The sequence below is a fragment of the Robiginitalea myxolifaciens genome, assembly GCF_900115205.1.
Lineage (GTDB): Bacteria > Bacteroidota > Bacteroidia > Flavobacteriales > Flavobacteriaceae > Robiginitalea > Robiginitalea myxolifaciens.
This window is the reverse complement of record NZ_FOYQ01000002.1, coordinates 922,353-942,706: the sequence shown is the minus strand read 5'-3', so window position 1 is coordinate 942,706 and position 20,354 is coordinate 922,353. Positions and strand designations below refer to the sequence as shown.

The 20,354-nt window shown below is 48.5% G+C and carries 17 protein-coding genes and 1 tRNA gene; 10 read left to right on the top strand and 8 right to left on the bottom strand.

Features of this window, described 5'->3' with window-relative positions:
- Positions 1–31 precede the first annotated feature (31 nt).
- A complete protein-coding gene (locus tag BM318_RS12230; RefSeq protein WP_092982873.1) occupies positions 32–1,204 on the top strand; it encodes a serine hydrolase domain-containing protein in 1,173 nt (390 codons plus the stop codon).
- Positions 1,205–1,389: 185 nt separating this feature from the next.
- On the opposite strand, the gene BM318_RS12225 is transcribed toward BM318_RS12230, so the two are convergent.
- Positions 1,390–1,463 (bottom strand) — tRNA-Arg (locus tag BM318_RS12225).
- 75 nt (positions 1,464–1,538) lie between these two features.
- On the opposite strand from BM318_RS12225, the gene BM318_RS12220 reads away from it, so the two are divergent.
- Complete coding sequence (locus tag BM318_RS12220) at positions 1,539–2,051, top strand: adenine phosphoribosyltransferase (protein WP_092982872.1); 513 nt, start codon at positions 1,539–1,541, stop codon at positions 2,049–2,051.
- Here the strand turns inward: BM318_RS12220 and BM318_RS12215 are convergent.
- The 3 genes from BM318_RS12215 to BM318_RS12205 form a co-directional block, all read right to left on the bottom strand.
- Positions 2,048–2,203 (bottom strand): SsrA-binding protein, encoded by a 156-nt coding sequence (locus BM318_RS12215; RefSeq protein ID WP_092982871.1) that lies wholly within the window; start codon positions 2,201–2,203, stop codon positions 2,048–2,050. The genes BM318_RS12220 and BM318_RS12215 overlap by 4 nt on opposite strands.
- Positions 2,204–2,675: 472 nt before the next feature.
- Positions 2,676–4,622: a M56 family metallopeptidase gene (locus tag BM318_RS12210; protein WP_092982870.1), complete on the bottom strand. Its 1,947-nt coding sequence runs from the start codon at positions 4,620–4,622 to the stop codon at positions 2,676–2,678.
- Positions 4,622–4,987, bottom strand: a complete 366-nt coding sequence (locus BM318_RS12205) for a BlaI/MecI/CopY family transcriptional regulator (protein WP_092982869.1) — start codon at positions 4,985–4,987, stop codon at positions 4,622–4,624. The genes BM318_RS12210 and BM318_RS12205 overlap by 1 nt, the downstream gene beginning before the upstream one ends.
- A 279-nt stretch (positions 4,988–5,266) precedes the next feature.
- On the opposite strand from BM318_RS12205, the gene BM318_RS12200 reads away from it, so the two are divergent.
- Positions 5,267–6,235, top strand: coding sequence for a calcium/sodium antiporter (locus tag BM318_RS12200; protein WP_092982868.1), 969 nt, complete (start codon positions 5,267–5,269; stop codon positions 6,233–6,235).
- Positions 6,236–6,342: 107 nt separating this feature from the next.
- Here BM318_RS12200 and BM318_RS12195 read toward each other — a convergent pair whose 3' ends face one another.
- Positions 6,343–7,356 carry a glutamine synthetase beta-grasp domain-containing protein gene (locus BM318_RS12195; protein WP_092982867.1) on the bottom strand — a complete coding sequence of 338 codons (1,014 nt, stop codon included), beginning with the start codon at positions 7,354–7,356 and terminating at the stop codon, positions 6,343–6,345.
- A gap of 215 nt (positions 7,357–7,571) precedes the next feature.
- On the opposite strand from BM318_RS12195, the gene BM318_RS12190 reads away from it, so the two are divergent.
- The 6 genes from BM318_RS12190 to pyrF all read left to right on the top strand — a co-directional run bounded on the left by BM318_RS12190 (position 7,572) and on the right by pyrF (position 14,481).
- Positions 7,572–9,758, top strand: coding sequence for a glutamine synthetase III family protein (locus BM318_RS12190; RefSeq protein WP_092982866.1), 2,187 nt, complete (start codon positions 7,572–7,574; stop codon positions 9,756–9,758).
- An 83-nt stretch (positions 9,759–9,841) separates the two neighbouring features.
- The gene (locus BM318_RS12185; RefSeq protein ID WP_092982865.1) at positions 9,842–11,020 is read left to right on the top strand and encodes an AIR synthase related protein; all 1,179 of its coding nucleotides are present in this window, start codon (positions 9,842–9,844) and stop codon (positions 11,018–11,020) included.
- Between the two features lie 82 nt (positions 11,021–11,102).
- Complete coding sequence (locus BM318_RS12180; RefSeq protein ID WP_092982864.1) at positions 11,103–11,531, top strand: QcrA and Rieske domain-containing protein; 429 nt, start codon at positions 11,103–11,105, stop codon at positions 11,529–11,531.
- A gap of 117 nt (positions 11,532–11,648) precedes the next feature.
- Positions 11,649–12,503 carry an FAD:protein FMN transferase gene (locus BM318_RS12175; protein WP_092982863.1) on the top strand — a complete coding sequence of 285 codons (855 nt, stop codon included), beginning with the start codon at positions 11,649–11,651 and terminating at the stop codon, positions 12,501–12,503.
- Between the two features lie 69 nt (positions 12,504–12,572).
- Positions 12,573–13,649: a peptide chain release factor 1 gene (gene prfA, locus BM318_RS12170; protein ID WP_092982862.1), complete on the top strand. Its 1,077-nt coding sequence runs from the start codon at positions 12,573–12,575 to the stop codon at positions 13,647–13,649.
- Between the two features lie 16 nt (positions 13,650–13,665).
- Positions 13,666–14,481, top strand: a complete 816-nt coding sequence (gene pyrF / locus BM318_RS12165) for an orotidine-5'-phosphate decarboxylase (RefSeq protein WP_092982861.1) — start codon at positions 13,666–13,668, stop codon at positions 14,479–14,481.
- Positions 14,482–14,485: 4 nt separating this feature from the next.
- On the opposite strand, the gene BM318_RS12160 is transcribed toward pyrF, so the two are convergent.
- Entirely contained in the window at positions 14,486–14,680 is a 195-nt protein-coding gene (locus tag BM318_RS12160; protein ID WP_092982860.1) for a hypothetical protein, read from the bottom strand.
- A 198-nt stretch (positions 14,681–14,878) separates the two neighbouring features.
- On the opposite strand from BM318_RS12160, the gene BM318_RS12155 reads away from it, so the two are divergent.
- Entirely contained in the window at positions 14,879–15,412 is a 534-nt protein-coding gene (locus tag BM318_RS12155) for a hypothetical protein (RefSeq protein WP_245759828.1), read from the top strand.
- 312 nt (positions 15,413–15,724) lie between these two features.
- Here BM318_RS12155 and BM318_RS12150 read toward each other — a convergent pair whose 3' ends face one another.
- Together BM318_RS12150 and BM318_RS12145 are read right to left on the bottom strand one after the other, a co-directional pair.
- Complete coding sequence (locus BM318_RS12150; protein ID WP_177218310.1) at positions 15,725–17,134, bottom strand: RagB/SusD family nutrient uptake outer membrane protein; 1,410 nt, start codon at positions 17,132–17,134, stop codon at positions 15,725–15,727.
- A 35-nt stretch (positions 17,135–17,169) separates the two neighbouring features.
- Positions 17,170–20,187 carry a SusC/RagA family TonB-linked outer membrane protein gene (locus BM318_RS12145; RefSeq protein WP_143099973.1) on the bottom strand — a complete coding sequence of 1,006 codons (3,018 nt, stop codon included), beginning with the start codon at positions 20,185–20,187 and terminating at the stop codon, positions 17,170–17,172.
- Positions 20,188–20,354: the final 167 nt, after the last annotated feature.

The following is a 20,354-nucleotide window of genomic DNA, read 5'->3' as shown; positions in this document are numbered from 1 at the left end:
TCGGCCTTCAATATCAAAAGAATCAACAATCATGAAAAGAGTACTTTCCTTCTGCGTTACTGGGATTTTGTTTACTTCATTAAACCTGGCTGGTCAGGATATCAATGAACAAATTACGACCGAACTACAAGTACATTTCGAAAATTCAGATTTGCCGGGTTTCTGTGTTGCTATTGTAAATGAAAATGAAGTCTTATATCAAGAAGGATTTGGATATAGCAATCGGGAAACAGGTTCTCCCTTCACTTCGAAAACGGTGCTTAATATCGGCTCAACTTCTAAGGTAGTCTTAGGTGCTGTTTTAGTAAAGGTCATTCAAAACAAACAACTCACCTATACCTCATCCATTAATGAGTACTTGCCGTTTAAAGTGATCAACCCTCACTCAAAAGAAACCCCAATTCTTATTAAGCACTTAGCCACACATACTTCAGGTATCACAGATACAAAAAACTACGGTAAATCATATGTGTCTGCCGACACCAAAATGAGCCAGACGAATGTTCATCAGGATTTTGAGAAGTTTATTAAATCCCATCATAAAATGAGCCTGGAGGAGTTTTTAAATAATATTCTTCATCCAGATGGAGAATGGTATAAAAAAAAGAACTTTTTAAAAGCTGAACCGGGTCAGGTAAAAGAGTATGCAAATATTAATGCAGCTTTGACAGGATTAATTATTGAATATGCAACGGGTAATTCACTTGAGGCTTCTTCGATAGAATATCTCTTCACTCCACTCCAAATGAGCTCGACCACATGGTCATTGGAATCAGTAGCAAAGCAGCAGATGGCAACAAGATATTTTCCACTCGGTCAAATTGTTCCCGATTATAGCTTGATTACTTATCCAGATGGTGGACTTTATTCCAGTGTAGAAGACTTAAGTCGTTTTTTGCAGGAACTCATTAATGCTTTTATGGGGAAAAGCGAGATTTTACCACCACCGTTCTCCAATATAATGCTGCCTGGAGATAATGACGACCAAAGGATCTTTATTGGCATGAATCCAAAAAGTAAGAATATCGGGCACTCCGGAAGCGATCCCGGGGTTCAAACCGATTTGCAGTTTAATGCTGACAGTAAAGTGGGCCGAATCGTTGTTTGTAATGTCAACGCCGAGGACAACGAAAAACGCTACCAAGAATATCTAAAGATTCATGAGATAGTAGCAAAATATGAAAACCTGTTTTCTAAGGAATAGTTGATACGATTTCGGCAGGATTACCTGCGCTTCGCTTGGTTTTCCTGCCGGTGCCGTAGTCTACATCGAAAGCTACAAACCTTCGGTTTGCGCATTTTACTTTTCTCACTTCGGATTGTGAGCAAGCTCCCACCTCGTCAGAAAAGAAAAAAGCTCGCCAAAATGGCGAGCTTTCGATGCTTAAGTGACCTCGGCAGGATTCAAACCTGCAACCTTCTGAGCCGTAATCAGATGCGCTATTCAGTTGCGCCACGAGGCCGTTGGGTTCCCTTAAAAAGGGATGCAAATATATTTCTTTTTACATTTAAGGCCAAATAAGCTGCCGACGAAATCCATGAATTTTAAAGACTATATCCGGGAAGTACCGGATTTCCCGACACCCGGAATTTCTTTCAAAGATATTACCCCGTTATTAGAAGATGCGGAAGCTTTCAGAAAAGCGGGGGAGGCCCTGATGGATTTTGTAAAAGACCTGCGAGTCGACAAAGTGGTGGGTATTGAAAGCCGGGGTTTCTTCTATGCCCCGATCCTGGCCGAAAAACTGGGAGTTGGCTTTGTTCCCGCTCGTAAGCCGGGGAAACTCCCGCGAAAAACCCAACGGCAGACGTATGATCTGGAATATGGGTCAGATGCTTTGGAGATACATGCCGAAAGTATTACCCCCGGTGATCGTGTACTCATCCATGACGACGTCCTGGCAACAGGCGGTACTGCACGAGCCATTTGCGATTTGGTCACTTCCCTGGGTGGAGAAGTGGTGCAATGTAATTTTCTGATTGAATTGGAATTTTTGGGAGGCCGACAGAAGCTCGGCGATGTCCCGCTACGCGCACTGGTATCCTATTAATCCCCCAGCGCCCTGGTAGTAACATAGTAGCGCCAGCCCACAAGGGCCAGTTGCCACTTAGAGGCTTTGGCCAGGTCTAGCCTGCGTTTGCTCAAGGAGGGCAATACGGCTTTGTTGATTTGTGCCAACAGACGAAAGAGCGATTTTTTCACGCCTTAAATATAGGAAACGCATCGGGAATCAGATTAAAATGGTAACGAGGGCTACAGCGAAGTATAAAAGATATTTGGCGATGGCGAACATGGTTGTTGTTTTAAAGATTGTGATACTTGGATTTCTTTGATGTTTCGAATATAACGGGGCAGTTCAGGTTCTACCAAGGATTTGGAGCATTATTATTGAAATTGAATATAGAAATGTAATTGAAATAACGATTAATATTAAAATAAGAAACTATTATTCCTTATTTAAAGTTCTATATTGAAACTTCAATTCGCTCTAAAGTTCAAATAGTGTAAGAATTGAAGGGGGTATTTTGGGGAATGCTCGTCTTATCAAGGGAAAAATTCGCTGATTTTGGCTGTTTTTTGGCCAATTCATCTTTTTTCCGGCGGATGTAATGGGTAGCGGAAATAAAAAAACCGCCCGGAATTTCAGGCGGTTTTCTCGTTTGGTTAGCTTGATTTAGCCTTTTTTGGTCGTAATTTCTACAACCCCGTTCCGGGCTTTCTTGCCATAAGCTTCTTCGGCTTTATCGCCTTTGAGAACCTCGATCTTTTCGATATCGTCCGGGTCTAACTTTTCCATGGCCTTTTTATTGGCCTTCTTCCCATCAATATATATAAGGGGATCTTTGCCGCTTGTCTTTAGTTTGACTTTACCGCTACTGGCCATTCCTGAGATCTTAACGGTCTCACCTTCCTGATCCTTGTCGGTAATTATTACGGTGCTGGTGGAATTCCCACCGTCTCCGGCAATGACTTCAGTGTGTACATCGCCGTCTCGAATTATTTTATAGGAACCTTTCGATTTCATTGGGCGAACCTTGATAATCTCTTCGGCTTCTCCGTCTTCACCCTTAATCTTAATCTCGTGGATGATCACTTCGGCGTCGGAGTCCTCTTCGACGTCCATAACCTCGACAATGACGTTTTTGAGCTTACTACCTTCGGTGAATTCCGATTCTTCGACTTCTTCTCCATTGATGAAATAGGCCTTTTTTCCCTTGACCTCCCTAATCTCAATGACCTCATTCTCGTCGGAATCTCCTTTGCGGTGCACCCAAACATTGGCGTGGGATCGATCACTGCTATTGCGGTAGCGGTACATTTCAGTACCACTCATACTTTTAGCCGTACCTACGAATAACCCGCCCTCGTCGTCGACGCGAATAACCATGGGATCAATGCCATCCTCTTCCTCTGCAGCATAATTGCCACTGAAATTAGGGCCTTTAATATCTACTTCTATGGAGGTGATATCTCCAGCGTCGTTGCGAACGGTAGTGTAGGAGAAATCGATGTCATCGGCGGCAAATTTATCTTTCATCTCGCGCAATTGGGCATCGGTTGTTCCTTTGTCAATGGTCATTTCAATGACCTTGTTGAATTCGCTTTCCTGCTGCGCAATAGCGACCGCCGCAGTATTGTCTTTCTGAGCCTTGGATTCGACTACAGTAGTTTTAGGAGTTGCGGCTTTGAGCGGTACTGAAGATGTCGGTTCCTCCAGAATTACAGCTTCCGGCACATCGGTATCCAGGTATTCGGGGATGTATATGTCTTCCCGCGAGAAAGCCATTAAAAAGAGGGCCAGTAACGGAAGGATTAGCAAGTGTTTAAAAACACGATACGGTTTTGAAGGGTTTGTGTTTAACATAAGGATTCGATTTTTGATTAATGAACTATAGAATGGCGTTGCGAGGGCAGGGGTGAGGGGATTTCCCGAAACCCGCAGCAGCGTATACTGATAGGCTTTGGGCGATGGAATCTTCCTCAACGCCTCGGCGTCGGCCAGGTATTCTAAATTTTGTTGAATGCTGCGCTGGTACAACCAGCTAACCGGACTTATCCAAAGAATAGCAGTGGTAAGGCGTCCCATAAGGATATCCAGACTGTGATACTGGGCGCCATGAGCTTTTTCGTGTTCCAGGATCATATCTAATTCCTCCTGGCTATGCCGGCTGGGATTGTAAAAAATGTACCGAAAGAAGGAAAAGGGCCCTTCAGTAATATGTGTAGGAATGAGTTTGAATCCGTCGGATTGTCGCGCAGGGGTTTGTTGAATCAGGCGGAATAGTTTCCAGAGTTCCCGGGCTACCTTCAAGAGGAAAAAAGCAGCGATTGCACCGTAAAGAAATAAGGGTAGTTCTTCAGGGATCATCGGAGCCGGTGATTGCATCTCCACAATCTGAGTGGGCAATGCGGTCAAGGTATATTCCGTGCGCTGCATTGGAATGATAACTTCTCTTGGAATACTGACCAGAGGGAGCAACAGGGAGGTTATCAGACCGGTGAGCAGATAACCCCGGTTCAGGCGGAAAAGGGTTTCCTTTTTGAGCCACAAATGGTAGGTGCCCAGAAATAAGGCCATTATAGCTGTTGCTTTTAGCAGATAGATTCCCAGGGTTTCCATTAGCTTTTATTTTTTTCGATAAGTTGGATGATTTCCCGGAGGTCTTCGGTTGAAATTTTTTCCTCCTTGGCGAAATAGGAAACCAGGTTTTTATAATTACTGTCAAAGAAGTCGGCTACGGTTTCTCCAATGAATTTGCGTCGGTAGGCTTCTTTGGTGATTACCGGAAAGTAGCGATGGGAATTTCCGAAGGCCTCGTGGCTTACATAGCCCTTTTCCTCCAGGTGACGCACGATAGTCGACAGGGTATTGTAATGGGGTTTATCCCCTTCCGGAAATGCTGCGAGCAATTCGCGTACGAAGGCCTTTTCCTGCTGCCAGAGCAGCTTCATGACCTCTTCTTCTTTGTTTGTGAGCTTTTGCATAAATCGAGATTTACGGGAATTACCCTGGTTATTGGGTGGAAGCGGCCGCCGAAAATTCAGCCTTTACAGCGGCCACAACTGCCCGTTTTTTGATGATGATGGGTCAAATATAACTAAATCTATCGTTGGCTAACTATAAAAATAGTTAAAAAACTATAAAAATAGTGGACATGCTCCGGTTTTGCAGATTGGGCGTTTATTTTAGTCGGGTGGGAATGGGTGTTTAACCCACGGCATTTACAAGCCGCAGGAATACTATCTTTAGCAAAATTTCAAGCCGTGATTCACGCATTGTACGTCTTACTCGGTTTAGGATTATTAATCCTGGGCGGTAATTGGCTATTAAAAGGAGCCGTAGCCCTAAGCCTTCGTTTGGACATCCCTAAAATCGTAATTGGGATGACGGTGGTGTCGTTCGCCACCTCTGCTCCGGAACTCATAGTGAGTTTGCAGGCCGCTATGGATGGTTTCCCCGATCTTGCCTTGGGGAATGTACTCGGTTCAAATATTGCCAACCTGGGACTAGTCCTCGGGGTTACCATAAGTATTGGATACATCGACGTGCGCCGAAGTTTCTATTTTACGGATTGGCCCATGTTAATGCTGGCCTCCCTGATGTTCTATGGTTTTCTGGTAGTGGACAGTCAGATCAGCCGGTTGGAAGGGGGGATCATGGTTACCACACTATTTGCATTTTTGGTGTATCTGCTGCGCTATCAAAAACCCGCAGTAGTAGAAGAGCTACCGGTAAAGTCTCCAAATGCAGATGGAATTTTGGAGCCGGAGGGGCTAATGCCACTATATAAAACAGCTGCCTTCCTGGGACTCGGTGGACTCGCACTCTGGGGTGGGTCGGAACTGTTGGTCTCAGGTTCAGTAGGCCTTGCTCAATATTTTGGAGTAAGCGAACGCATTATAGGTATTACAGTGGTCTCCATAGGAACCAGCGTCCCGGAATTGGCAGCTTCTATTATCGCTATGATTCGCAAGGAAAAAGCGATTTCGGTTGGAAACCTGATCGGTTCCAATATCTTCAATTTGTTAGCAGTATTGGGGCTAACGGCACTGGTTCAGCCCATTCAACTGGTCGATGAGCGGCTGCTCACTCAGGATATTTATTGGATGTTGGGAATCTCCTTTTTGATGCTCCCGTTGGTATTTTTACCAAAAGGACTGCGTCTGGGATGGCGGGACGGTGTGGTGCTGTTGCTTTCCTATGGTGCTTTTTTGTATTGGACCCTGGGGTAAGGCTCCGGGCTTTATCCTAAATATTTATGAGCCAGTATTTATAGTAAGACCATCAGAAATAAAAAACCCCGGCTTTTGGGCCGGGGTTTATTTTTAGCAAGGAAGGCTTAAACGTCCGCGCTCTCCACTGTTTGGATGATACGGGCAGCTACTTTGTATGGGTCTGCGTTAGAAGCCGGACGACGATCTTCCAACCATCCTTTCCATCCTTTTTCTACGGTCATAATTGGAATACGAATAGAAGCTCCACGGTCAGAAACTCCAAAGCTGAAGTCCTTGATAGAAGCTGTTTCGTGCTTACCGGTCAGACGCTCATCGTTGTAAGCACCGTAAACGGCAATGTGTTCTTTAGTAACCGGGCGGAAGGCTTCACATACTTTCTCGTAAACCTCTTTGGATCCTGCGGTACGGAGCAGGGTATTGGAGAAGTTGGCGTGCATACCACTACCGTTCCAGTCACCCTTAACAGGTTTTGGGTGGTACTCAATATACCAGCCGTAGTCTTCTGTCAGTCGGTCTAAAAGATAGCGGGCAATCCAAATTTGGTCTCCGGCAGCCTTTGCTCCTTTGGCAAAAATCTGGAACTCCCACTGTCCGCATGCTACTTCTTGGTTGATTCCTTCGAAGTTCAGGCCAGCTGCCAGGCAGTAATCGGCGTGGCGCTCAACGAGCTCACGTCCGTGGGTGTTTTTCCCACCAACGGAACAGTAATACAGCCCTTGTGGTCCTGGATATCCTCCGGGAGGAAATCCAAGTGGAAGGTCAGTAGCGGTATCCATAATAAAGTATTCCTGCTCGAATCCGAACCAGAAGTCTTCGTCGACGTCTGAGGCAATCGTAGCCCGGGAATTGGACTCATGAGGCGTGCTGTCAGGGTTGAGAACCTCACACATTACGAGGTAACCGTTTTCGCGTCCCGGATCGGGATAGATGGCTACGGGTTTCAGCAGGCAGTCAGAAGATCCTCCTTCGGCTTGCTCGGTAGAACTTCCGTCGAAAGCCCATACTGAACAGTCTTCGAGTTTTCCGCTAAAGTCGCTTTCAATTTTAGTCTTACTTCTGAGGTTGGCTGTGGGGGTATATCCATCTAGCCAGATATACTCTAATTTTGCTTTGCTCATGATTCCAAATGGTTTTTTATGGTTTCTTTTTGTGACCGTCAAAAATATGATTTTCAATCACTCCTCTATACTAAGAGGGGGGTTAATTATTAAAAATCAAGTAATATTTATTAACACCCCTATTTTTTGAGGGGCATATTGCAAAAAATTAAATTTTTCGGGGGTATGATGTGAAATATGTAATTTTGCTGTCCTGCCTATTAATAGCAATTCGTATGTCTTTATTCAATACCCCGGAAAATTCTTCAATTCACGGTCAGTTTTCTCCTTCTCCGGAGGAAACTTCCCGCCGATCCAACTGGTTTGGAAACAAGGTTTTTAACCAGGATCGCATGCTTCAGAACCTTACGCGTGAAGCCTATGAAAGTGTGAATAATGCGATCCAAACCGGATCTAAAATCGATCGAAAAATTGCCGATCAGGTGGCCGAAGCCATGAAGACCTGGGCCATTTCCATGGGGGCTACACACTATACCCACTGGTTCCAGCCCCTGACAGGAGCCACGGCAGAAAAGCACGATGCCTTTTTGGACTTGCTGCCCGACGGGAAGGCTATTGAAAAATTTGGTGGAAGTCAACTGGTTCAACAGGAGCCTGACGCCAGTAGTTTCCCGAGTGGGGGTATTCGCAATACCTTCGAAGCAAGGGGGTATACCGCCTGGGACCCCACTTCCCCGGCATTTGTCTATGGAAGCACCCTGTGCATTCCGACGATATTTGTTTCCTATACCGGAGAAGCCCTGGACAATAAGGCTCCATTGCTGAGAGCCCTGCAGGCGGTGGACACAGCAGCTACTGCGGTAGCCCGATATTTTGATAAAAACGTCAATAAGGTAAACGCGACCCTGGGTTGGGAGCAAGAGTATTTTCTTGTAGATGCCGAACTGGCGGCGACCCGTCCGGACCTGGTATTGGCGGGCCGTACACTTTTGGGACAGGCGGCTGCAAAAGGCCAGCAGCTAGACGACCATTACTTTGGCGTTATCCCGTCCCGGGCATTGCAATTCATGCGGGAACTGGAGACCGAATGCATACTCCTGGGTATCCCGGTCAAAACCCGGCACAACGAAGTTGCCCCCAATCAATATGAGCTGGCCCCGGTGTTTGAGGAGGCCAACCTCGCGGTAGACCACAACCTGCTCCTGATGGATGTAATGGAAAAGGTTGCCGAAAAACACGGCTTAAAAGTACTTTTCCACGAGAAGCCCTTTGCGGGAATCAATGGATCGGGTAAGCACAATAACTGGTCGTTGAGTACGGATACCGGGACCAACCTGCTGAGCCCGGGAAGCACCCCCATGAAGAACCTGCAGTTCCTGACCTTTTTCGTCAATACCATCCGTGCCGTAGACCGTTTTGAAGCCTTGCTGCGAGCCTCAATAGCCTCGGCAAGCAATGATTATCGCCTGGGGGCCAATGAAGCCCCGCCGGCAATCATGTCCATCTTTATAGGAACACAACTCAGCCAGGTACTCGATGAGCTCGAAGGTGTAAGTCGCGGGAAATTGTCCCCGGAAGAAAAAACGGAACTCAAGCTCAATGTAGTGGGTAAGATCCCGGAAATCCTCCTGGATAATACGGATCGCAATCGCACATCCCCGTTTGCCTTTACCGGAAATAAATTTGAATTCCGGGCGGTGGGTAGCAAAACCAACTGCGCCAAACCCATGACGGTCCTCAATACCATTGTTGCCCTGCAGCTGCAGGAATTCAAAAGCGAGGTCGACACCCTGATCGAAAAGAAAAAGCTCAAAAAAGATGAGGCGATCTTTAATGTACTTCGGGAATACATCAAAGCCAGCAAGCGCATTCGTTTTGATGGGGACGGGTATAGCGACGCCTGGGCGGCTGAAGCCGGCCGCAGAAAGTTGAGCAATAACCGCGCAACACCCCAGGCCCTGGAAGTCCTTACTTCCCCCGAAACCCTTGAGGCCTTCAAGCGTATGGGGGTAATGACTGAGACGGAACTCAGGGCGCGTCGTGAGGTGGAATTGGAGACTTATATCCTGCAAACCCAGATCGAAGGGCGGGTCCTCCATGAATTGGTCTATGGAAGTGTAATCCCGGCTACCATAAAATATCAGAATCGTTTGCTGGAGAATATTCGCGGCATGAAAGAGGTATATGGCGCGGTTCACAAGGAGCTTGCCGAAGCACAGCTTACCCTGCTCGAAGATCTCGCCAGTCATCTGCAGGAAGTAAAGAAGCACACCGACGCGATGACCGAAGCCCGGAAACAGGCGAATAAACTCAAGGATGTGGCCGACAGGGCTGGAGCCTATTGCAATTCCGTACTGCCGTATTTTGAGCAGATTCGCCTGCACGCCGATAAGCTGGAACGATTGCTGGGACAGGAGGATTGGCCGCTGGCCCGGTATCGCGAACTCCTTTTTGTAAAGTAGTAACCGTATTGTAACGCAGAAGCTGTCGGGAACTGAAGTGAATTTCCAACCAAACCCTTACTTTTGCGCAAACCACTGAATCTATGGCATCCAACGCATCCGAACGCTACCAAAAACGCGGGGTTTCCGCTACCAAGGACGAGGTCCACAAGGCGATCGCCAAGGTAGACAAAGGCTTGTTTCCCAAGGCTTTTTGTAAGGTGGTGCCGGATACTTTGACCGGGGATCCGGAGTATTGCCTGGTCATGCATGCCGATGGTGCCGGAACAAAGTCCTCCCTTGCCTATATGTATTGGAAGCAAACCGGGGATCTTTCGGTTTGGAAAGGGATTGCCCAGGATGCATTGGTCATGAACCTTGACGATTTGTTGTGTGTTGGAATTACAGATGAAATCCTCCTGAGTTCTACTATTGGGCGTAATGCCAACAAAATTCCCGGGGAGGTAATCGGGGCGATTATCCAGGGCACCGAAGAACTTATTGAGGACCTTGCCTCCTGGGGGGTTCGCATTCGCAGTACAGGAGGAGAAACCGCAGACGTTGGGGATCTCGTGCGTACTGTAATTGTAGATTCTACGGTAACAGCCCGTATCCGCCGGGACGCGGTTATCGACAATGCCCGGATTCAGGCCGGGGATGTGATCGTGGGGCTGGCTTCCTATGGTCAGGCCAGTTACGAATCCTCCTATAACGGTGGAATGGGTAGCAACGGACTCACTTCCGCCAGGCACGATGTCTTCCACAAAACCTTAGCGGAGACATTCCCGGAGAGTTTTGATCCGGAAGTTCCTGCGGATTTGGTGTATTCTGGAAGCGTAGGGCTACAGGATCCGGTCGCCGGGACGCCCCTGGATGCCGGTAAACTGGTGCTTTCTCCAACCCGGACCTATGCCCCGGTAGTTAAAAAATTACTGGAGGAATTTAGTCCGGAACAAATTCACGGGATGGTGCACTGCAGTGGCGGGGCTCAAACCAAAGTCCTGCACTTTGTAGATGGGGTGCACGTGATCAAGGATAACCTTTTGCCCGTTCCCCCGCTTTTTGAATTGATTCAGCGCGAGTCAGGGACTGATTGGAAGGAAATGTATCAGGTATTTAATTGCGGACACCGCCTGGAAGTTTACCTGCCAGAATCCGTGGCGTCACGGGTGATCGAAATTTCAGAATCCTTTGATATCCCCGCGCAGGTTATTGGTTGTGTTGAGGCCAGTGATTCTACCCAATTGACTATCCGAAGCGAAAAAGGCGAATTTCACTACTAGAATACGAATTACCCGATAGTTCCGTTCTTTTTGTAAGGCCCTGCCATTTGGGAGCGGCCTCCCCAAAAAATTGCCAAATCTTATGGAACGTAAGGAGTTTTTAAAAAGCCTGGGAGCCGGGGCTGCTTTTGCATTGGTTTTTCCATGTACCCAGGGGTGTACCAAGGGTCCGGAATTCGAAACACAACCCGTACCGGAAGGAATCGATTTTACGATTGATTTAAGCGGAACGGATGGCGCTGCTCTGGAGAACCCCGGGGATTTCATACTCAGAAATTTTGTCGTTATCGCGCGTAATCTGGAAGGCAACTTTGTTGCAGCCAGCCAGGTGTGCAGCCACCAACAAACCGATGGGGTTACCTTTGTGGAGACCCAGGGAGGAATTTTTGAATGTTCCACTCACGGATCTCGTTTCTCGCAGAACGGTACCCCGATCAATAACATTACCCAGAATCCCCTGAAGATTTTTAACACCGAACTCAATGGGGACTCACTGCGGGTTTTTGAATAAGACCCGGACGTATTCCCGGTATCAGGCGACCTGATCTTAGACCGGGAGTAGGTAACCAACCAAACAAACCATAATCCAGGATCACCCCAAACGGGTGATCTGCAATTGTATCTGCCTATGAACCTCAGGCAAGGTTATTGGTTATGGCTGATTTTGGTATTCCAGGGACTCTGTGCCCAGGACAACCCCCATGTTGCCGTACATCGCAATGAAGTAATCCTCGGAACTTCAATTGGTATTACCCTGGTTTGTGAAAGCGAGGAGGAAGGCTATATGCTCCTGGAAGAGGCCTTTGCTACCTTCCGACGGATCGAAAACCTGACCTCAGCATCCATAGCAACCTCTGAAATTTCCCAGCTCAATAGTCGGGCGGGACAAAAACCTGTTGAGGTGGGCGATGAAGTGTATCAATTGCTGGAACGCGCGCTTCGTATCGCCGAAATCACTGATGGGGCTTATGATCCCGTGGCTACGCCCAGCCACAGTTATCGCGAACTGATTCTCGATCCCGAGAGCGGAAAAATTGGTCTCCCGCAAAAAACGATGCAGTTGGAAATCACCGGTATTGCCCGAGGTTACGGGATAGAGCAAGTTCGTAATATGATGCGCATGCGGCAGGTTCCCGGAGGTATGATCAACGCCGGGGGGCTGGTAGGGGTGTGGGGTCGGAAGGCTTCGGGAGAGCGTTGGCTTTTGGGGATTAGTGATCCCAATCATGTGGGGCAAATCCTGAAATGGATTCCTCTTATTGAATCCTCTGTGCTCCTGTGGCGGCCGGGAGGAAGCGTAGATCAGGTTACCGTATTTGCAAGTTCTGCCGAATTGGCCCAATGCCTGGGATTGGCTCTGGGTGTCCTTGGTCCCGAACAGGGAATCCCCCTGGTGGAATTACTTGGAGACACCGAGGCGATCCTCACTGATGCTACTGGAATAATGTATTGGTCCCGTGGGTTGGACCTTTCCCTGGAGTAATAGAAACACGCTGGAACGTTGCTCCCAGAGCGCTCAAAAAATTGTAACTTCGCCGGGAAGTTATTACCCATGCTCGACAAACTTAATATTGTTAAACAACGCTTCGACGAGGTTTCTGATCTAATCATTCAGCCCGATATTATATCGGATCAAAAACGTTATATCCAGCTCAACAAAGAGTATAAGGATCTCAAAGCGATTGTCGACAAGCGAGAGGAATATATCCGATTGCAAAATCGTATCGAAGAGGCCGAAGAAATCCTGCAGGACGGCTCGGATCCCGAAATGGTCGAAATGGCGCGTCAGCAGCTCGATGAGGCCAAATCTGCCCTTCCCCCGCTGGAGGAAGAGGTAAAAATGATGCTGATCCCTAAAGATCCTGAGGATGCCAAGGATGTCGTCATGGAAATCCGGGCAGGTACCGGAGGGGATGAGGCCAGTATTTTTGCCGGAGACTTATTCCGGATGTACACGAAGTATTGCGAATCCCGGGGATGGCGCACCAATGTCATTGACCTGAGCGAAGGAACCAGTGGTGGGTATAAAGAAATCCATTTTGAAGTAAGTGGGGAAGACGTTTATGGAACTTTGAAGTTTGAAGCCGGGGTACACCGCGTACAACGGGTCCCCCAAACCGAAACCCAGGGCCGGGTACACACCAGTGCGGCAACCGTGATGGTCTTGCCTGAGGCCGAAGACTTCGATGTGCAAATAGATCCTAAAGATGTGCGGATCGATTACTTCTGTTCCTCTGGTCCGGGAGGACAATCAGTGAATACCACCTATTCTGCTGTTCGGCTTACCCACCTGCCAACCGGGTTGGTGGCGCAATGTCAGGACGAGAAATCCCAGCATAAGAACAAAGACAAGGCCTTTAAGGTGTTGCGGTCGCGTTTGTATGACCTGGAACTGGCCAAAAAGCAGGAGGAAGACGCGGCTAAGCGGAATTCGCAGGTGAGCAGCGGAGACCGATCTGCTAAGATCCGCACCTATAACTATCCGCAGGGGCGGGTAACCGACCACCGGATTGGCCTTACCCTGTACGATTTACAGAATATCATTGACGGGGATATCCAAAAGATTATCGATGAGCTCATGCTTGTCGAGAATACCGAAAAACTAAAGGAAGCTTCCGAAATTCTTTGATGCTCATATTGCCTCAATGACACTAGACCAACTCGAAAATCAGATACGTTCCAAGGGGACATTTCTATGTGTAGGGCTGGATACTGATCTGGAAAAAATCCCCGGTCATTTATTACAACAGCCAGACCCAATCTTTGCCTTTAACAAGGCCATAATTGATGCCACCGCCCCGTATTGCGTGGCCTACAAGCCCAATACGGCCTTTTTTGAGGCATATGGGGTTAAGGGCTGGGAGGCCTTAGAGCGAACTGTTGTCTATTTGAACCAAAATTATCCGGATCATTTAATTATCGCAGATGCAAAGCGCGGGGATATCGGCAATACTTCTACCCGATATGCCAAGGCGTTCTTTGAAGAAATTCCGTGTGATGCCCTCACCATTGCCCCATATATGGGCCGGGATTCCGTAGAACCTTTTCTGGAGTTTGAGGGAAAGTATGCGGTACTGCTCGCATTGACCTCAAATCCGGGTGCTTTTGATTTTCAGACCCTGCCGATAGCGGGGCAGCAGCAATTGTACCTGGAAGTTTTGGAAAAAACGCAGCAATATAAAAATGCAGATCGCCTGATGTATGTGGTGGGAGCCACCAAGGCAGAATTTCTGACCGATATCCGGAAGGTAGTTCCGGAAGCATTTCTCTTAATACCCGGAGTTGGAGCCCAGGGGGGAAGCTTGGAGGAAGTATGCCGGTATGGGATGAATAAACGCGTGGGGTTATTGATCAACTCTTCCCGGGGCATTATATATGCTTCCCAGGGAGCAGATTTTGCTCAACGGGCAGGGCAGGAGGCTGCCACCTTGCAGGCTCAGATGAACAAAATGCTCAACTGATCCTTTAGGCGCATTCCTGGATCAGACGCTGCATAGAGCGCGCTTTACCTTCAAAAAAGTCTTTCAGAGGATTCTGGCTGGCAACCGCTTTTTCCGCTTTCATTTTGAATTCCCGATAGCGGTTTTCAAGAACTCGGACGCCTTCTACACCTTTGGCCGGAGGGGTACTTGCCCCAACTTTGCAATATTGATAATTCATAGCCTCACTTTTTATAACAAATATACGGCGCAAACGGCCCTATAGATTTCGGCCTTCATGTGGATTGGACTAAAAAACGTGTAATTTGTCGTTTTTTTAACATTATCGCCTGAATACCTGGCAATTCCCGTTCGGTTTTCACTTCATTTTAGCAGTTTCTGGCTACCTTATAATCACATCATTTAAACGAGAATTGTCATGAAAACTAAAGGCGTGAAATGGATGGGTCAGCCCCTTTTTTTTGTCGTTCTATTTACTGTACTATGGAGTAACCCAATGCAAGGCCAGCAGCAGCCTTGTGCGTGCTGTGATGAGAATCACAGGGCCTTTGATTTTTGGGTAGGAGAATGGAATGTTCGGGATGCTACCGGGAATCTTTTGGGAACAAATAGTATTGAGCGCTTACAGGATGGATGTCTGCTGAGGGAAAATTGGAAAGGTTCCGGAGGTACCACTGGAAATAGCATCAATTATTACAATACCGTAGCCGGGCAATGGGAACAGGTATGGGTAGATAATGCCGGTAATGTTTTGAAGCTCTATGGCAATGTAACTGAAGGCGCTATGATAATGTCTTCGGAGTCCTATGAGGACCCAAATGGGGATTCACGGCAGCACCGGATTACCTGGACCCTACAAAAAGACGGAAGCGTGCGTCAGACCTGGGATGTTTTGAATGAGGAAGGAGAAGTGATTCAGACGTTGTTCAATGGAATTTATTCCAGGGACTGAAATCAAAAAACAAGCAGCCCCAAAGTACAGATAGCTAATTCAAATACTACTCTAAAAAATGAGACGAAAGTCTTTTAGGGAAGTAGACCTCAGAGCTGCATCGCGTTTTTTGATTGATACCTCTAAATAACCACCTTCGGCAGGAAAAGGCGTAAAACCGGATAAACGTTTACGTATCCGAGGATTATTTACGCGTGGTTTACGCCATAGGTTTACCGGAAAAAAGAAATCCGCACCCAGGGGTGCGGATTTCACGGCCCACCTTCTCAAGGCGAGCCTGTTGGAATAACCGGAATCGAACCGAACAGGCAATTAGAAATTACCCGGGTTCTGTGTGATGTTCGGATTGTTTGTGGTTTCATCCTCAACAATCGGAAAGATCACCTTGTTAGCCCCGGGCTCGGACTCGGGACCGCCACCGGGACGAAGATTCCGGTTATTGCGCAACAGATCCATCCTGCGATGACCTTCAAAACACAGCTCCTTCCGCCGTTCATTCAGGATGGCATCTAAATCGACGCTTCCGAGTGGTGCCAAACCGGCCCGGTTGCGCAGTAAATTGATATCGTTGATCGGAGAATCCCCGACATTGCTTCCACCCCTTAAGTTGGCCTCGGCCCGGATCAGGTACATTTCAGTTATTCTCAGGACCATTCCGTCGGAGGCAACATTGACGATGTCCGGATACTTGGTGGTAAAAAACGTATTGTTTCCTCCTGCATCCGTAGCCGCAACAGAAAGCTCATCGAACCGTCGATCTCCCGGTTCTGCTGCGAAGGCATCGAGCAAGCTCTGGCTAAAAGGAGCGTCCCCGCGCCCGCCGGGAGCTGCATTGTAAAAGGTCACGTAAACTTCATCCGAGCCGGCAACCTCCTGAGGTCCGTCGGAAGGGGTATTTACCACCGTAAAGATGTGCTCCGAAGAACCCGGGTTGTCGTCATAGAAGTCGTAATCGGCTGCCAGGGAATAATTTCCGGAGCTGATTACCATATCGGCCTGGGCGGCCGCCTGCGCCCACTGCTCGCGATAGAGATATAGCCTTGCCAGCAAGGCTCTGGCCGATCCGGATTCTGCCCGAACGCCATTATCCGCAGGAAGGTCTGCAATGGCATCCATTAAATCCGATTCTATTTGAGCATGAACCTCATTGACCGTAGATCGCTCGAGTTGGAAGCTGCTGATGTCTCCCCCTTCGAATGGTTGTAATACCAGGGGTACTCCCAGGTTTCCACCCTGAGCGAACTGATAGGGTTGCGCAAACAGGTTAACAAGCTGAAAATAGGTTAGGGCTCTTAAGAATTTGGCTTCGGCTATAAACTGAGCCTTAACCGTTTCATCGACGCCCTGAACATCGAAAACCAACGGCAGGTTTTCAATGACATTGTTTGCAGCGCCGATTAGCTCGTAGCCGTCCAGCCAAATGTTGTCGACCGAGGTGTTCGTGGCCAGCGTTTCGAACTGATCAATTTCCTGCAGGGAGGTAAAGCTTCCTACAAAATTCACGTCGTCGGCCATAAAGTCGGACGTAAGCTGGGCCATCCCATTGAGGTCTCCACTCTGGTTTTTACTGTAAATCCCAACTACGGCCCCGTCGATTGTGGCCAGGCTATTGAATACCGTGTTAGAAGCTACCTGGTCCTCCGGGACCACATCCAAACGGTCCTCGCAGCCTACCAGCAGGAAAAGGCCTAACAGGGTTGCTAGTATATGATTTGTTTTCATGATTTCTTTTTTTAAATGAATTAGGAGCTGCATGATTAAAAGGTTATGCGTGCACCAAATAAATAGCTCTTTGCCTGCGGGGCGGTAAAGAAGGATTCTCCCTGGAAAAGCGGATCAATGTCATCCGTAACTTCAGGGTCAATCCCTTTCATTTCATCCCGCTTGATGGTAAACAAGTTGGTACCCGTTACGTAGAGCCGAAGCCCTTTGAATATCCCTCCCATTTGATCCAGGGCCCGCTGTGGCAGGTTGTATCCCAGGGTTACATTTTTAAGGCGGAGGTAAGAAGCGTCCAGCATCTGCAGGGTAGAGCGCTGGTTGAACAGGTTAAAGGTGCTGCTGGTTGGGGAAGGTAAAAAGGCCCTGTCCCCGGGTGCTTGCCAGTAATCCAGGTTCTGACGGCGGATATTTACAATACCTCCAATGGCATCATTACCGTCGGCAAAACGCAGCCCGTCAATGACCACATCGTTTCCGTAGGAGTAATTCATCAGAATACTCAAATCCAGATTTCCGTAGCGGAAGGTATTGGTGATACCCCCTGAGAAATCAGGGAGTGGACTTCCTGCTACCACCCGGTCCCCCGACCCGGGGTTCAGGGTAATGTTGCCATCCTTGTCGAGCCATTCGGCATCTCCGGTTTCCGGATTAACCCCGACATAGCGGATCAGGAAGAAGTTGTTCAGGCTTTCCCCTTCTATGGCACGTTGAATGGGGCCGTCAATGATTCGGCGTCCCTGTTCATCGGTAGCGGCATCTGCGTTTAGGCGGAGTACCTCATTGTCGATTGTCGTTAGGTTAAGGCTGGTGCGCCATTCGAACTTGTCCGTACGCACGTTTACCGAACTGATATCAAATTCCCATCCCCGGTTTTCCATTTCCCCGACATTTCGAGAGATGGAGGTAAACCCGGTTTGGGGAGGCAGCACCTGGTTCAGGAGCAGGTCGCTGGTAGTCTTCTTGAAATAGGCAATATTCGCGGTCAGACGCCCCTTAAAAAGGGTGGAACGAATCCCGATATCCAGGGTTTCGCTTTCTTCCCATTTCAGATCCGGATTGGCCGGTTGATTCGGGATAACCCCGGATTGTCCGTTATAGTCTGCGATGGCGCCCGCGTTGAATAACCCCAGCGAAGGAAAGGTACCCAGGCGATCGTTTCCTACAGTTCCCAAACTGGCCCGGAGCGATAAATAATCCAACCAGGTAGCATCTGCCAGGAAATTCTCTTCGGATAATACCCATCCCGCAGCTACAGACCAGAAATATCCGAAGCGGTTATTCCGCCCAAATCGGGAGGAACCATCCCTTCTCAGGGAACCTTCTACCAGATATTTGCCGGCATAATCATAGGAAGCCCGGCCAAAAAGCCCGTACAAACGGGAAGGGAAGCGATCTCCATTGAGAATCGTAGGGGTCGATCCGGACCCGAGGTTTCGCAAGTCATCGGTCAGGAAACCGGTTACACTCACGTTAGACCGGGTTCTAAGGGTTTCCTCGTAGTTCAGACCCGCCAAAGCGGTAAGACTGTGATCTCCCCATTGATTGGTGTAGGTAAGCGTCTGGTTCGTAAGCCAGCGATCTTCCGCGACGTTCAACTGTTGTGCAGCACCCCCCGGGGTATTGAAATCTGTAAAGCGGAGGAATTCCTCCAGTTCCAGTTTGTCAAACCCAAAATCGGCCCGGTAGGTAACATTCTTGAAAGGGGTAATTTCGGCGTAGAAATTCCCGATAGACCGGAAGGTCTTGAGTTCATCCGTATCCAGGGCCACAATGGCGAAGATGTTCGGAATAAATGATCCTGACTGAGCAAAATTGCCTTCGTCGTCGAATGCCGGGACAACCGGACTCTGAAGGAAGGCCGTGGTAAAGGGAGCGAATGTATTGTTTTCAACACCTACCCGATTCAGACGGGTATTCGTGACCCCGAGGTTCATCCCGGCGGTCAACCATGAATTCACTTCGGTCTCCAGATTGATACGGGCCCCGGAACGTTGCTGGTTATTACCTATGATGAAACCTTCGGTATCCTGGAAGTCTGCCCCGATAAAATAGGTGGTGTTTTCTGTACCCCCGCGAATCCCCAGGCTGTAGTTCTGCGAAATACCGGTCCGTTGCACGCCTGCCAGCCAATCGGTTCCTCCTGAACCCAAGGCACCCAGATTCAAATCTTCTGGGGTCACGGTAGTGCCCTGTTGAATGCTGGCCACTTCGGATTTAAAGGTTCGGAATTCATCGGCTGAAAGAATTTCCGGAACATCCGTGGCTGAGGTATATTGGGTACTCACATCGAGGGTTACGGTTGCCGCCTGATTTTTCCGTCCTTTTTTGGTCGTAATCAGAATTACTCCGTTAGCACCCCGGGAACCATAGATCGAAGTAGCCCCGGCATCCTTGAGCACCGTAAGGGATTCGATATCATTCGGGTTCACGTACGACAACGGATTTATCCCCGTATTCCCCCCACGGTTAAGCGTATTGGTTTCCGTATCTGTAATCGGCACCCCGTCGATAACAATCAGGGGTTGGCTCCCCGAGTTGATGGAGTTGACCCCGCGGACGCGGATTACAGAAGCCGACCCCAGGACACCTGAGGAATTTACAATCTGTGTTCCGGCTGTTTGCCCTTGAAGCAACTGATCAGCGGAAGTAACCACCAAATTATCAATAGCTTCTTCTTTTACGATCCCGACATTCTGGATGATTTTTCGTTGCTCCTGATTACCATAACCAATCACAACGACTTCCTCCAGGGCGGTGGCATCTTCCTGCATGGCAACGTCAATGCGATTACTGGCACCCACGGTAAGGCGCTGGGTCTCTTGCCCCAGGTAGGAAAAGACCAGGACTTCCCCGGCCGCAGCCTGAATGCTGTAATTCCCGTCAAAATCGGATTGTGTACCCCGTTGGGAATCTTCGACCAGAATGTTAACCCCCGGAAGCGGGATGCCGGCCTGGTCGGTAACGGTTCCGCTTACTGTTTTTTGTTCCTGTGCCTGCAAGGGGGCGAAGGTCAGCAATAGTGCCAGACACAGGGTCATTTTTAAATACTTCATAATGTTGCGCGTTTTGCCGTGGACTTGAAACAATGCGCACTTAGGAAAGCTGGGTAAATGGTGTGGTAAGCGTAGTAAGTAGGTTGGCTATTCCCGAGTGAAACAACAGTGCAGCAAGGCACGAAATTTCATTCAAGGTATCGGGATGTGGCAGGGGGAAGGGTAAG

What these genes read in the sequence shown, in the direction of transcription:
- BM318_RS12230 (WP_092982873.1), top strand. Translation starts at nt 32, where the DNA reads ATGAAAAGAGTACTTTCCTTCTGCGTTACTGGGATTTTGTTTACTTCA.
- BM318_RS12220 (WP_092982872.1), top strand. Translation starts at nt 1,539, where the DNA reads ATGAATTTTAAAGACTATATCCGGGAAGTACCGGATTTCCCGACACCC.
- BM318_RS12210 (WP_092982870.1), bottom strand. Translation starts at nt 4,622, where the DNA reads ATGGAAACCCTGGGAATCTATCTGCTAAAAGCAACAGCTATAATGGCC.
- BM318_RS12205 (WP_092982869.1), bottom strand. Translation starts at nt 4,987, where the DNA reads ATGCAAAAGCTCACAAACAAAGAAGAAGAGGTCATGAAGCTGCTCTGG.
- BM318_RS12195 (WP_092982867.1), bottom strand. Translation starts at nt 7,356, where the DNA reads ATGAGCAAAGCAAAATTAGAGTATATCTGGCTAGATGGATATACCCCC.
- BM318_RS12190 (WP_092982866.1), top strand. Translation starts at nt 7,572, where the DNA reads ATGTCTTTATTCAATACCCCGGAAAATTCTTCAATTCACGGTCAGTTT.
- BM318_RS12185 (WP_092982865.1), top strand. Translation starts at nt 9,842, where the DNA reads ATGGCATCCAACGCATCCGAACGCTACCAAAAACGCGGGGTTTCCGCT.
- BM318_RS12180 (WP_092982864.1), top strand. Translation starts at nt 11,103, where the DNA reads ATGGAACGTAAGGAGTTTTTAAAAAGCCTGGGAGCCGGGGCTGCTTTT.
- BM318_RS12175 (WP_092982863.1), top strand. Translation starts at nt 11,649, where the DNA reads ATGAACCTCAGGCAAGGTTATTGGTTATGGCTGATTTTGGTATTCCAG.
- prfA (WP_092982862.1), top strand. Translation starts at nt 12,573, where the DNA reads ATGCTCGACAAACTTAATATTGTTAAACAACGCTTCGACGAGGTTTCT.
- pyrF (WP_092982861.1), top strand. Translation starts at nt 13,666, where the DNA reads ATGACACTAGACCAACTCGAAAATCAGATACGTTCCAAGGGGACATTT.
- BM318_RS12160 (WP_092982860.1), bottom strand. Translation starts at nt 14,680, where the DNA reads ATGAATTATCAATATTGCAAAGTTGGGGCAAGTACCCCTCCGGCCAAA.
- BM318_RS12155 (WP_245759828.1), top strand. Translation starts at nt 14,879, where the DNA reads ATGAAAACTAAAGGCGTGAAATGGATGGGTCAGCCCCTTTTTTTTGTC.
- BM318_RS12150 (WP_177218310.1), bottom strand. Translation starts at nt 17,134, where the DNA reads ATGAAAACAAATCATATACTAGCAACCCTGTTAGGCCTTTTCCTGCTG.
- BM318_RS12145 (WP_143099973.1), bottom strand. Translation starts at nt 20,187, where the DNA reads ATGAAGTATTTAAAAATGACCCTGTGTCTGGCACTATTGCTGACCTTC.